Source organism: Methylobacterium sp. Leaf100 (assembly GCF_001422845.1).
GTDB lineage: Bacteria > Pseudomonadota > Alphaproteobacteria > Rhizobiales > Beijerinckiaceae > Methylobacterium.
This window is the reverse complement of the sequence record NZ_LMMW01000011.1, coordinates 1-13,336: the sequence shown is the minus strand read 5'-3', so window position 1 is coordinate 13,336 and position 13,336 is coordinate 1. Positions and strand designations below refer to the sequence as shown.

Annotated in this window: 9 protein-coding genes, 1 pseudogene and 1 riboswitch; all 10 genes and pseudogenes read left to right on the top strand. The window is 70.0% G+C overall.

Annotated features, from left to right (window positions below; all coding sequences use genetic code 11):
• Window positions 1-120: 120 nt before the first annotated feature.
• Window positions 121-2,352, top strand: a complete 2,232-nt coding sequence (locus ASF25_RS07865; protein ID WP_244472941.1) for an ATP-binding protein — start codon at window positions 121-123, stop codon at window positions 2,350-2,352.
• Between the two features lie 3 nt (window positions 2,353-2,355).
• On the top strand, window positions 2,356-2,817 hold the full coding sequence (locus ASF25_RS07860) for a response regulator (RefSeq protein ID WP_056169090.1): 462 nt from the start codon (window positions 2,356-2,358) through the stop codon (window positions 2,815-2,817).
• On the top strand, window positions 2,817-4,538 hold the full coding sequence (locus ASF25_RS07855) for a response regulator (RefSeq protein WP_056264580.1): 1,722 nt from the start codon (window positions 2,817-2,819) through the stop codon (window positions 4,536-4,538). The genes ASF25_RS07860 and ASF25_RS07855 overlap by 1 nt, the downstream gene beginning before the upstream one ends.
• A 197-nt stretch (window positions 4,539-4,735) precedes the next feature.
• Window positions 4,736-4,945, top strand: a riboswitch (cobalamin riboswitch).
• A 349-nt stretch (window positions 4,946-5,294) separates the two neighbouring features.
• Window positions 5,295-7,439: a TonB-dependent siderophore receptor gene (locus ASF25_RS07850; protein WP_082502542.1), complete on the top strand. Its 2,145-nt coding sequence runs from the start codon at window positions 5,295-5,297 to the stop codon at window positions 7,437-7,439.
• Complete coding sequence (locus ASF25_RS07845) at window positions 7,439-8,161, top strand: ABC transporter ATP-binding protein (protein ID WP_056304276.1); 723 nt, start codon at window positions 7,439-7,441, stop codon at window positions 8,159-8,161. Before ASF25_RS07850 ends, ASF25_RS07845 begins: the two co-directional genes overlap by 1 nt.
• Window positions 8,158-9,546: a DUF3526 domain-containing protein gene (locus tag ASF25_RS07840; RefSeq protein WP_056304275.1), complete on the top strand. Its 1,389-nt coding sequence runs from the start codon at window positions 8,158-8,160 to the stop codon at window positions 9,544-9,546. Before ASF25_RS07845 ends, ASF25_RS07840 begins: the two co-directional genes overlap by 4 nt.
• 29 nt (window positions 9,547-9,575) lie before the next feature.
• Entirely contained in the window at window positions 9,576-11,054 is a 1,479-nt protein-coding gene (locus tag ASF25_RS07835) for an ABC transporter permease subunit (RefSeq protein WP_056304274.1), read from the top strand.
• On the top strand, window positions 11,051-11,362 hold the full coding sequence (locus ASF25_RS07830) for a hypothetical protein (RefSeq protein WP_244472940.1): 312 nt from the start codon (window positions 11,051-11,053) through the stop codon (window positions 11,360-11,362). Before ASF25_RS07835 ends, ASF25_RS07830 begins: the two co-directional genes overlap by 4 nt.
• Window positions 11,359-12,528, top strand: a complete 1,170-nt coding sequence (locus ASF25_RS07825) for a heparan-alpha-glucosaminide N-acetyltransferase domain-containing protein (protein ID WP_056304273.1) — start codon at window positions 11,359-11,361, stop codon at window positions 12,526-12,528. Before ASF25_RS07830 ends, ASF25_RS07825 begins: the two co-directional genes overlap by 4 nt.
• A 189-nt stretch (window positions 12,529-12,717) precedes the next feature.
• Window positions 12,718-13,336, top strand: a pseudogene (locus tag ASF25_RS07820) (undecaprenyl-phosphate glucose phosphotransferase); the annotation flags it as partial.

Here is a 13,336-nt window from a genome sequence, read left to right as displayed (position 1 = left end):
CGATCCGTGGCGTTGGCGCGTAGGCGGGGAAGTTACGCAGTGTTACATGATCCTAAACCTCCGGCTCCGACGAGCCGCCATCGCGGGAGACTGTTCCGGTTGAAGCCACGGATGGACACGATGCCGAGGATCGACCTCACGGCCTGCGACCGCGAGCCCATCCACATCGTCGGCAGCGTGCAGCCCCACGGCTTCCTGCTGACCCTGGACGCAGCGAGCCTCGTCGTGGCGCAGGCCAGTGCGAACGCGCCGGCTCGGGTCGTCGCCGGCGCGAGCCTCGATGCTGTCCTGCCCGAGTTGGTCGCGGTGGTGCGCCGTTACCTCGACGCTGCGCCGGCCGAGGACGGGGCCCACTACCTGCGCACGGTGACGCTCGGCCCGGCGGGTGCGCGGCAGACCTACGAGGTCGCGGCGCACCGGGTCGACGACCTCGTCGTGCTCGAACTCGAAGAGGCGGATGCCTCCGTCGAGGAAGGGCTCGATGCCCTGACGCCACGGCTGCGTGCCTTCGTACAGCGTCTGCGGGTGGCCCGCTCCATCGAGGAGCTCTGCGACATCGTCGCCGAGGATATCCGGCACATCACCGGCTTCGATCGGGCGCTGGTCTACCGTTTCGACCGGGACTGGCACGGCACCGTGCTGGCCGAGAACGGAAACGGGGTCCTGCCGTCCTACCTCGATCTGCGCTTTCCCGCCTCCGACATCCCGGCCCAGGCGCGTGAACTCTACCGCCGCAACCGCCTGCGCATCATCCCGGATGCCGGATACGCGGCGGTCCCGATCACGCCGCCCCTGACGCCGGCGGGTACGCCCCTCGATCTCAGTCAATCCGTCCTGCGCAGCGTCTCGCCCGTGCACGTCGAGTACATGCGCAACATGGGCACGATGGCGTCCATGTCGGTGTCGATCCTCGTCGACGACACGCTCTGGGGCCTGATCTCCTGCCACAACCGCACCCCGCACCGGGTGCCCCTGCAGGCGCGCAACGCCTGCGACGTCCTCACCCAGATCTTCGCCCTGCAACTCTCCGCCCGCGAGCGGGGCGCCCAGGCCGAGCAGCGCTTGGCGCTCGGGGCGGTCCAGGCGCGGCTTCTCGGGTTCATGGCCGAGGAGGACAGCTTCGTCGACGGTTTGTTGAAGCATCCCGACGACGTCCTGGCGCTGGTGAACGCGGCGGGAGCCGCCATCGTCACGGGCGACCATTGCCGCGTCATCGGCACGACGCCTTCCGAGGCCGAGGTCCGGACCCTGTACGACTGGCTCTCGGTCGAGGGCGATGCGGCGGAGGTCTTCGCCACGGAGTCGCTGTCGGAGCTTCTGCCGGCGGCCGCGGCTTTCGCCACCGAGGCCAGCGGCCTGCTCGCGATCTCGGTTTCCAAGAAGTACGCGAGCTACATCCTCTGGTTCCGGCCGGAGGTGGTGCGGACGGTGAAGTGGGGCGGCAATCCGGTCAAGCCGGCGACGCCCGATCCGGAGGGCGGCCCCGACCGCCTGCATCCGCGAAAGTCGTTCGAGATCTGGAAGGAAACGCTGAAGGGGCGCGCGCTCCCCTGGAGCGTCCCGGAGATCGAGGCGGCCAAGGATCTGCGCGCCTCGGTCCTCGGGATCGTGCTGCGCCGGGCGGAGGAACTGGCCGCGCTGAGCGAGGAGCTCCAGCGCTCCAACAAAGAGCTGGAGGCATTCTCCTACTCGGTCAGCCACGACCTGCGGGCCCCGTTCCGCCACATCGTCGGCTACTCGAACCTCCTGAAGACGCGCGAGGGCGCCAACCTGTCGGACAAGGGCCGGCACTACGTCGACACCATCATCGAGGCGGCGTTCTCGGCCGGAACCCTCGTGGACAACCTGTTGGCCTTCTCGCAGATGGGCCGCAACGCCCTGAACCGGGTATCGGGCGACATGAACGCCCTGGTTGAGGAGGTCCGGCGCAAGGTTCTGCGCGATGCGGCGCCCGCACACGTCGTGCGCTGGGAGATCGGGCCCCTGGGCCGTGCCTACGCCGACCCGTTCATGCTGCGCCTCGTCATCGAGAACCTGCTTTCGAACGCGCTGAAGTACAGCCGGAACCGACCCGAGGCGGTCATCGAGATCGGACGGCTTCCCCCAAAAGACGGCGAGGCCGTCTTCTTCGTCCGCGACAACGGGGTCGGCTTCGACATGACCTATGTCGACAAGCTCTTCGGCGTGTTCCAGCGCCTGCACCGAGTCGAGGAGTTCGAGGGCACCGGCATCGGGCTCGCCAACGTGCGCCGCATCGTCGAGCGCCATGGCGGCCGGACCTGGGCCGAGGGCCGGCTCGGCGAGGGCGCGACCTTCCACTTCACGCTGCCCTTGCGGGGCGAGGCACCCTGAGAGATGGCCAACCTGAAACCGATCCTTCTCGTCGAAGACAATCCCAACGACATCGAGCTCACGCTCGCGGCACTGGAAGCGGGTCAGCTCGCCAACGAAATCGTCATTTGCCGGGACGGGGCGGAGGCCCTCGATTTCGTCTACAGGCGCGGCGCACACGTGAACCGGGCGTTGCAGGACCCGGCCGTGATCCTGCTCGACCTGAAGCTGCCCAAGGTCGATGGCTTGGAGGTCCTGGCCAAGGTGAAGGGCGATCCGCAGACCCGGTCCATCCCGGTGGTGATGCTCACCTCCTCGCGCGAAGAGACCGACGTGGTGCGCTCCTACGACCTCGGGGTGAACGCATTCGTGGTGAAGCCCGTTGGGTTCAACGAATTCTTCTCGGCCATCCAGGAACTCGGCGTGTTCTGGGCCGTCCTGAACGAGCCGCCGCCGCACAAGGGAGGCTGGCCATCGAACACCTGATGGACGCCGACGACGCGATCCGCATCCTCCACCTGGAGGACAGCGATCTCGACGCCGAACTGGTGGAGGCCGCCCTCGACGGCATGGGGCGCCCCTACGTGATCGATCGGGTGATGGACCGCCCCGATTTCGCCGCCGCCGCCCTACCGGGCCGTCATGACTTGATCCTCGCGGATTTCGTCCTGCCGACCTTCGACGGCATCAGCGCCCTCGCCGTCGCACGGGAGCAGTGCCCGGACACGCCGTTCGTCTTCGTGTCCGGCACCCTCGGCGAGGAGACCGCCGTCGAGGCGTTGAAGAACGGCGCCGTCGACTACATCACGAAGCAGCGCCTCGAGCGTCTTCCACGCACCGTCCTGCGGGCGTTGGCGGAGGCCCAGGCGAAGGCCGACAAGCGTCGGGCGGAGGCCGCGCTTCAGGCGCTCAACGATACGCTGGAACTCCGCATCGCCGAGCGGACGCGGGAACTCGCCACCTCGAACGCCGAATTGCAGATGCAGATCGTCGAGCGCGAGCGGGTGGAAGAGGCCCTGCGCCTCGCCCAGCGCCTGGAGGCCGTCGGGCAGCTCACGAGCGGTGTCGCGCACGACTTCAACAACCTGCTCACCGTCATCTCGGGCAACATCGAGTTCCTCGGGCGCGAGGTCTCGACCGAGCGCTCGAAGCGTCGGCTCGCGATGATGAAGGGAGCGGCGGATCGGGGCGCGAATCTCACGGCGCAGCTCCTTGCCTTCTCCCGCCGCCAGAGGCTGGAGCCCACCCCGGTCAGTCTGAACCAGACCGTCGCCTCCATGCGCGACCTGCTCCAGAGCTCCATTGGCGGCGCGGTGCGCATCGAGACGACCCTGCAGCCCGACCTATGGCCGGCCTTGGTGGATGCGACCCAGATCGAACTCGTCATCCTCAACCTCGCCATCAACGCGCGCGACGCCATGGTGGTCGGGGGATGTCTGACCATCGAGACGGCCAACGTCACGGTCACCGGCCCCCAGACGCGCCCCGAGCAGCCGATGCCGGGCGAGTACGTGATGGTGGCCGTCAGCGACACGGGAACGGGCATGCCGCCGGAGGTGGTGGCGCGCGCCTTCGAGCCGTTCTTCACCACCAAGGAGGTGGGCAAAGGTTCGGGGCTCGGGCTCGCCCAGGCCTACGGCTTCGTGAAGCAGTCCGGCGGCGGCATCCGCATCGACACGATCGTCGGGGAGGGGACCTCGATCCGAGTCTACCTGCCCCGCGTCGAGGACGGAACGAGCGCCGTCCACGAGGCCCCCCACATGACCGCATGCGGGCTTGGCCGCTTGCCGGGCGGACAATCGGTCCTGCTCGTCGTCGATGACGACACGGCTGTGCGCGAGGTCACCACCACCCGCCTCGCGGAGGCCGGTCACGCGGTGCGCGAGGCGGGCTCGGGCCTCGCGGGACTGGCGTCCCTCGAGGCGGACCCTTGCGTCGATCTCGTGGTGCTGGACTTCGCGATGCCGGGCATGAATGGGGCCGAGGTCGCCACCGAGATCCGCAAACGCTGGCCCAGCCTGCCGATTCTGTTCGTCACCGGCTATGCGGACACCACGGCCCTGATGAAGGTCGGCGCGGTCGGCGCCGACAGTATCGTTCAGAAACCGTTCCGGGACGGCGAGTTGGAACGCAAGGTCGGGGAGGCCATCGTGAATCGACCCGCGCCCGGTCTGCGCCTGGTCTCGGGCGGCTCCTCCGGCAGCTGAATTGATCGTCCGCCCCGGATCCGCGGGTTTCGAGGAAGACAGCCGGCTGGCGTCCTGGACCTCGCCGCCTTCGTCCTCGGTGTGCGCGGCGCCGGGGCTCGCCATGATCCTGCGTGTCTCGGCCCGGCAGGTCTCGCGCCGTGACGTTCCGATCGGCGGCCGAGGGCGCTCGGCCTTGACTTCTCCGGACCCGGATGGAACCGTACAGCCGTCAAGGTTCTCGCGGTCCTCGGATCGCGAGCTAAGAGGGAATTCGGTCGAGCCTATCGGGGCGATGCCGAAGCTGCCCCCGCAACTGTGAGCGGTGAGCCGCTGCCGAGAACGGTCACTGGTGCCATGCACCGGGAAGGCCAGGCAGAGGCGTCGATCCGTGAGCCAGGAGACCTGCCTTGGCGACGAACGTCTCTCGGGCGGGGTGCTCCGGTGGGTCGCATGATCGACGTCGGCCCGTCATGGTCGGCGCGCGCCCGTGCTGCTCGGCCTGACACGTCCAGAACCATTTGGATGGTGTTGATGGCCGCGATCGATCACCCCTTTCCCGAAAGCGTTCCCGCTCAGAACCGGCCCGGCGACACGGAGCCCGTGCCCGAACTCGGCTTGCTTGGTTTCGGCGTGCAAGGTTTCAGCTTGCATGGTCAAGCTTCGCAACGTAATAATGTTTCAAACGCCATTCAGGCTCCTGAGCCGGTGCCGGGGGGCGTCCCGTCATCGGGCGACGGGCTGGAGCGGCGCTCATCCCGTTCGAGACCCGATACGATGCTCCTGAAAAACGGCCTGCGCCTCGGCGTCGCCCTCGCGGCCCTGTCCCTGACGCCGTCGGTCCGTGCCGAGGAGACGGCGGTCACCCTGGAGACGCTCACGGTGGAGGGCGCCGGCATCGGCCTCAACGTGCCGGAAGGCGCCATCGGGTTGATCGGACCGACGCCGGGCTTCAGCGCGGCCCGCGCCGTGAGCAGCACGAAAACCGACACGCCCCAGCGCGACGTGCCCCAGGTCGTCACGGTTGCCTCGCGCGAGGTCATCACCGATCTGGCCGCGACGCGAGTCGACCGGGTGTTCAACTACACCCCCGGCGTCGCCCAGCAGAACAACTTCGGCGGCCTGACGGTCTTCAGCTACGCCGTGCGCGGCGTGACCACGTCCGAGATCTTCAAGAACGGCTTTGCCATCAACCGAGGGTTCCCGCCGCCGCCCGACACCCAGAACGTCGAGCGCATCGAGGTCCTGAAGGGCGCGGGCGGCGCCCTGTTCGGGCGCAGCGATCCGGGCGGCGTGGTCAACATCATCACCAAGCAGCCGACCGCCGAACGCTTCGTCGAGATGGGCGGCCTCTGGGGCAGCTTCGAGCAGTTCCGCGGCACCGTGGATGCCGGCGGCGCCCTCAACGAGGACAAGACGGTCCAGTACCGCTTCAACTTCGCGGGCGGGCGCCAGAACAGCTTTCGCGATTTCGTCGACGGCGACCGGCTGTTCGTGGCGCCGTCCCTCAGCTGGCAGATCACGCCCGACACCAAGGTCACCGTCGAGACCGAATTCGTGCGCAACCGCATCGTGTTCGACCGGGGCGTGATCGCCATCAACCGGCAGCTCGGCTTCCTGCCGATCTCGCGCTTCCTCGGCGAGCCGGGCCAGAGCACCGAGCAGACTTCGAACACCCTGCAGGTCCGCTTGGAGCACCGCTTCGACGCCGATTGGCAGATGCGGCTCGGCGCACATTTCAACACCGGCACCCTGGAGGGCGAATCCGCCGAGGTCCGGAGCATCGCGGCCGACAATCGCACCGTTGCCCGCGACCGCAACTTCCGGGACTACCGCTGGGACACCGCCATCGGCCAGGCCGAGGTGGTGGGCCGCTTCGCCACCGGCCCCCTGGCGCACACCCTGCTGCTCGGCTTCGAGCGCGAGAGCACCGACAGCCGCACGGTCTATCTGCGCTCGAACGTCCGGCAGAACCCGTTTTCCATCGACATCTACAACCCGCGCTACGGCCAGCCCCTGCCGCCGCTCACCATCCCGCGCAACAACCTCGAGCGGGTGACCAATACGGCCCTCTACGCCCAGGACCAGATCGCGCTCAGCCCCGAATGGAAGGCGCTGCTCGGCGTCCGGTTCGATTTCTTCGAGCAGTCGTTCCGCGAGCGCATTCCGCGCAGCGACGTCGAGCAGTCGCGGGCCGCCGCGACGCCCCGCGCCGGACTCGTCTATCAGCCGCTCCCCGAACTCGCCCTCTACACCAATGTCGGCACGAGCTTCCGGCCGAACATCGGCCCAGATGCGGCGGCGGCCTCGCGCGGGGTGCCGTTCGCCCCCGAGACGGGCATCGGCTACGAGGTCGGCGCCAAGCTCGACCTCTATGGCGGGGCGCTCGGCCTCACCGGTGCGGCGTTCCATATCGAGCGTGAGAACGTACTGACGCCCGACCCCAACAACAGCGGCTTCTCCCTCGCGGCGGGCGGGGTGCGCAGCCAGGGCTTCGAACTCACGGCCACGGGCCAGATCTCGCCGGAGCTGCGCCTCATCGGCGGCTACGTCTACGCCGACGCCGTAGTGACGAAGGACAACGTCCTGCCCGTGGGTGCCCCCCTCATCAACATCCCCAAGCACAGCGGCAGCCTGCTCGCCGTCTATGAAGTCCAGTCCGGCCCCTACGCGGGCCTCGGGATCGGGGGCGGCGTGCGTGGGGTCGGCGAACGCGCCGGCGACGCGGGCGGCACCGGTTTCGTCCTGCCGGCCTACGTGGTCGCCGACGCGCTGGCGTATTACCGCTACGAGAACATCCGCTTCGGCTTCAACGTCGAGAATATCTTCGACAGTGAGATCTACGAGAGCTCGCTCAACGTGTTCCGGGTCTATCCCGGCGCACCGCGACGCTTCACCGGCACCGTCTCGGTGCGGTTCTGATGCTGGAGTCGCGCGAACCGGTCCTGGCGATCGGCGACGTCGTCATGACCTTCGGCGGTCGCAGGGCCCTCGACGGCCTGACCCTGACGTTACATGCGGGCGAAGTCTTCGCCCTGCTCGGCCCCAACGGGGCCGGCAAGACCACGACCATCAACCTCATCCTGGGTTTCCTGAAAGCGGAGAGCGGGACGGTCCGGGTCTGTGGAATCGATGCGGGCGCCGCCCCCATCGCGGCGCGGGCGGCCATCGCCTACATCCCCGAGCAGGTGGCGCTCTATCCCACGCTCTCGGGCCGGGAGAACCTGCGCTACTTCACGACGCTGGCGGGGCTCGCCCTGTCTCGCGACGCGGCCGACCGCCTGCTGGCGCAAGCTGGTCTCGCGACCGAGGCGCACGCGCGCAAGGCCGCGACCTATTCGAAGGGCATGCGCCAGAAGGTCGGCATCGCCATCGCCCTGGCGCGCCGCGCCCGGCTGCTGCTCCTCGACGAGCCGACCTCGGGCCTCGATCCGAGCGCGTCGGCGGATTTCTCGGCCGTGGTCCGGGCGGCCGCCGCCCGCGGCACAACCGTGCTGATGGCGACCCACGACCTCTACCGGGTCAAGGAGGTCGCCGACCGGGTCGGCGTGCTCCAGACCGGACGCATCGTCGAGGAGATCAGCCCGGCACACCTCGACCATGCGGCGTTGGAGCGCCTCTACATCGAGCGGCTCGCGTCGTGAGGCTGGTCCGGGCCGAACTCGGTCAGCTCCTGCGCGACGCCCGCCTGCGCTGGATCGGCGCCGTCCTGGTGGTACTCCTCGGCGTGGCCCTCGCCGGAGCCTGGCGACAGGCCGTGCGCGATGCCGGCGATGTGAGAGCGATCGCGCAGGCCGAGCGCGGACGCTGGCTCGGCCAGGACGCCAAGAACCCGCATTCGGCCGATCATTACGGGCTGTGGGTGTTCAAGCCGTCCGCGCCGCTCGCGATCCTGGATCCCGGCATCGAGCCCTATACCGGCCGCATGGTCCGCATCGAGGCCCACCTGTTCAACGATGCGGTCTTCCGGGCGGTCCAGGACGCCAACCCGCTCGCGCGCGCCGGCCTCGGCAGCGTCGCCGACATCGTCCAGCTCATCGTGCCCCTGGCCGCGATCCTCCTCGGCTTCTCCGCCTTCGCCGCCGACCGCGAGCGCGGTACCCTGCGGCTGGCACTCGGCAACGGCGCTGCGCCAGGCCGGCTGTTCATGGCCCGCTTCGGCGCGCTCCTCGCCGCCCTGGCCCTCCTCGTCGGCCTGCCGTTGCTCGTCCTCGGCGGCCTCGCTGCGGTGAGCCTCGACGCGCCCGGCTGGGAGGTGTGGCCGCGCCTCGTCCCGTGGGTGGCCGCACAGCTCGTTTATGCGACCCTGTTCCTCGTTCTGGCCATGACCCTGTCGCTGACGGCCCGCACGGCCCGCTCGGCGCTGGCGGCATCGCTGCTGGCCTGGGTGCTCGTCTGCGTGGCCGCTCCCCGCCTCGCCACCGTCGCGGTGGACGCCACCACACCGGCGCTCTCCTACGGCGAGACCCGCGCCCGGATCGAGGAGACCTTCCGGGGGCACCGCACCGCGGAAGCGAACGACGACCGGGCCAAGGCCGTCCTCGCCCGCTACGGCGTCACCGACCCGGACGCCCTGCCCGTCGACCTGCGCGGCCTGATGATGAGCGAGAACGAGCAGCACAATTTCGCGGTGTTCGATGCCGCGTTCGGCGCCTTCTTCGACAGCCTGCTGCGCCAGGAGCGGGCCTATGCCTGGGCTGGGCTCCTGTCCCCGCGCATCGCCCTCCAGGCGCTCTCCGCCGCCCTCGCGGGAACGGACTTTGCCCAGCATGTCCGCTTCGTCTGGGCCGCCGAGCATTACCGCCGGGGCATCTCGCGGCGGATGAACCAGGCGATCATCGACAATCCGCAGGGCGGAGAGCGCCGCTACACCGCCGACCACGACCTCTGGGAGACGGTGCCGCCCTTCGATCATGGCCCGATGCCCCTGGCAGACGCGGCCTGGGCCGTGCCCCTCGCCATCCTGGCGACGTGGCTCGCCGTCCTGGGCGGAGCCGCCGTCCTGGCGGTCCGGCGGCTGACGCCATGAAGCTGACGCCATGGAGAACGGATCACGCCGTGAGGCGCGCCCTTCGCCTCCTCGCCGCCGAGACCGGCATGGTTCTGCGCGAGCGGCTGACCTGGGCGGTGCTGGCGGCCCTGTTCGCCGCCCTGCTGCTCGGCGCCCATACGGGGGCCGTACGGGTGGAGGCCGAGCGCGCCGCCCTCGCGACGCTGGCCGCGGAAGAGGGGCGGGCCATCGTCGCCGCCCGCGAGGCCTACGCCCGCTACGCACGGGCGACGCCGGTGAAGATCAACTACTGGCAGGATCCGACCAACGCCTTCGGCTACATGACGCAGTTCCTCACCGTCCACGCCGTGAAGCCGCCGACCCCGCTCGCTGCCCTGGCCACCGGGCAGTCCGACGTGCAGCCCTCGTTCATGCGCGTGAGTTTCGGGTCGAGCACCGTCTTCGACGATGTCGCGTACGAACTCGGGTCGGCGGCGCGGCTGAAGCTCGGGGCCTTCGATCTCGCCTTCGTACTCGCCGTGCTCGTGCCGCTCGCCATCATCGCGCTCGCCGGCACCCGCCTCTCGGTGGAACGGGATTCCGGCACGCTCCGGCTCATCGCGGCCCAGCCCATCGGGCCGCGTGCCGTGGCGGGGGCGAAGTTCGGGGCCGTGGCCGGGATCCTCGTGGTGGCGGTGCTCGGGCAAACCGGTCTCGCCCTATGGCTGACCGGCGCGATCCGGTCCCTCGCCGGCTCGGGCGTCACCCTGGGGCTGATGGCGGGCGCGCTCGCCGCCTACATCCTCGTGTGGGTCGCGGCCTGCGCCCTCGTGGCGACCCTGTGGCGGGGCGCCGTGGCCGCCCTGTCGATCCTCGTCCTCGCCTGGACCCTGTTCACGGTGGCGGTCCCGGCAGCGGCCTCCATCGCGGTCGATTGTCTCACGGACAAGCCCTCGCGCATCGCCGCCATCGATGCGAGCCGGCAGGTGCAGGACGCCTTCGCCAACGGCGGCGCGGGACCGCGGCTCACGGCCCAGTGGTTGGCCCGGATCCCCGGTGCGGCGGGGCGCACCGAGCTCGTCGAGGCGCCCGAGATCAAGCGTCTCGCCCGCGACGCCCATTACAACGTACAACTCGATGCGCGTCGCGAGAGTTTTCGCGCGCACGACCGGGAGAGCGCCGCGCTGAGCCGGTGGCTCGCCCTGGCCTCGCCCGTCACCACCTTCGACTTCGCCCTCCAGGGGGCCGCCGGCACCGATGCCGGGCGGCACGCCGCCTTCCTCGCCTCGGCCGCTGCCTACCGGCGGACCCTGCGGGCTTTCTTCGAGCCGCGCATCGTCGCGCAGGCCCTGAACCCGGTGCCGGTCTGCGCCGGCTGCCAGGCCCGCCTCGATTTCGACGCCTACGACGCCGTGCCCCGCTTCCAGCCCAGCATCGATCTGACAGCCGGGCGCCGGGTCGCCCTCATGACCCTGGCCTGGCTCATCGTCCTCGCGGGCGGTCTCGCGCTGTCCGCCCGGGCCCGGCTGAAAGCCTGGCCGGCGTGAAGCGGACTGCCCGGCGTTCCCTGCCCGCACACCCCATGGACCCCATGCCCGAGACCTCCGGTGCCGGCCCGCGACCACGCCGTTGCGGCGATGCCGGGCGGCGCGCCGCCATCGCCCGGGCACGGGGATTCGCGCGCGGCCTCGCGCCGGTCCTGCTGGAGATCCGGGCAGAGGGATTCACGACGCCGAGCGGCATCGCCCGGGCCATGACCCGGCGCGGGGTCCGCAAACCGCGCGGCAGCACCGTCTGGGCGGCGAGTTGCGTGCAGAAGCTGCTGCGCACACTGGGGGAGGGAGCGGAACGATGACGATCTCCGGTCCGGCGCGGCCGACAGGGCGCATCGCCGCCATCGACGCCCTGCGCGGGCTCGTGATGCTGCTCATGCTCGTCGATCACGTGCGGGAGTTCTTCTTCCTGCACGCCCAGGTCCGCGACCCCATGGATCTCGCGGCGACGGAGCCCGGCTTGTTCTGGACCCGGACCGCCTCGCACATCTGCGCGCCGGTCTTCGTTCTGCTCACCGGCCTGTCCGCCAGCCTCTACGCGGCCAAACAAAACACCGGCAAGCACGGGGATCGTGCGAAAGCCTCGGCCTTCATGCTGAAGCGGGGCCTGATCCTGGTGCTCCTCGAAGTCACCCTGGTGAACGTCGCCTGGACGCGCAGCCTCCTGCCGCCGATCCTCTACCTCCAGGTGATCTGGGCCATCGGCATCAGCATGATCGCCCTGGCCGGACTGCTGTGGCTACCCCGCGCGGCACTCATCGGCGTCGCCCTGGCGATCATGCTCGGGCACAACCTGCTGACGTCCTTCGCCCTCGTGCCGGGTGAGACCGGCTACATCCTGTGGACGATCCTGCACCAGCGCGGCTCCATCGACCTGCCGTGGGGTGTCGCGCGCACCTCCTACCCCGTCCTGCCCTGGATCGGCGTCATCGCGGCCGGCTACGCTCTCGGGCCGTGGTTCGTCGGAACGATGCCGGGGCCGACGCGCCGACGCCGGCTCCTCGGCCTCGGGGCGGCGGCGCTCGCGGGCTTCGCGATCCTGCGCGGCCTCAACGGCTACGGCGAACCGGTGCCGTGGCAAGCCGGCGCCTCCTGGGACGCGACGCTCAGGGCGTTCCTGAACCTGACGAAGTACCCGCCCTCGGCCGATTTTCTCCTGGCGACCCTCGGCGCCGGCCTGATTCTGCTGGCATGGCTGGAGGCGGTTCCGCCGCGTCGGCTCGCCTGGCTCTGCACCTTCGGCGGCGTGCCGCTGTTCTTCTACGTCACGCACCTCTACGCCCTGCGCCTGCTCCACGACGGACTCCTCTGGGCGGGCCTTGCCGGCTCCGCCGGGCGGATCGAGGCACCGGGTCCGGGCTATCTCTGGCTCATCGCCGCCGCCCTGAGCCTCGCGCTCTACCCCGCCTGCCGCTGGGCGGTCCGGTTCAAGCGCCGCAGCACGGCGCCCTGGGTCAGCTACTTCTGAGGGCGTATCCCCAGATCCGACGCGATGAGCTCCGATCCGGCGGATCGCGTTAAACGTTCCGTGAGGCGGTCATGCCAGGGGTTGTGGGTCGCGTTTCCCCTCGTGAAACGCCCCCTGCGCCCTGTTGTCCGGTTTCAGAGCCGGGCGTGGCGCGGGGCACGCCGCATGCCCTGAGATCTGGAGGCTTCGATGCCTGCCTTCGACGTCCGCGATTTGTTGGAGGCGGCGGGTCAGACGGACCGGCAGGCCGCCGCTCCCACGACCCAGCCCATCGGGGCAACCGAGGCGAAGGGACGGGGGAATGCGGGGAGGGGGGAGCCGCTGTCCCCGGTGGTGCTCGTCGATTGCGTGCGGGCCGGCGAGTTTCTCCTCATCCTCGCCCTCGGCGTCGCGGTCCGGCACCTGTCCGCCACCTGCCTCGCCCCACTCTCGTTTCGACAGTTCGCGGCCGCCTTCGGTGTCGCGGTTCTGGCCGTCGGTCTGTTCCAGGCTGCCGGCGCCTACCGCATCGACGCCGTACGCAGCCTGCGCACGGGCCTGCGGCTGGGCCTGGCCTGGACGGCGACGGTCCTCGTCGTCGGCACCGGCCTCGTCCTGGGCGAGGCAGACGATCCATGCACCCGCGCTTGGCTCGCAAACCTCTTCGCCCTTGGCCTCGGCCTTCTCCTCGCCGAACGCTTCGCCGTCGCCCGCATCATCCGCACGCGGATGCGGCGTGGCCGGTTCGACCGGCGCACGGCCATCGTGGGCGGCGGGCCCGTGGCCGAGGACCTGATCCGCGCCCTCGACGCCCAGGCCGAGTCCGGCA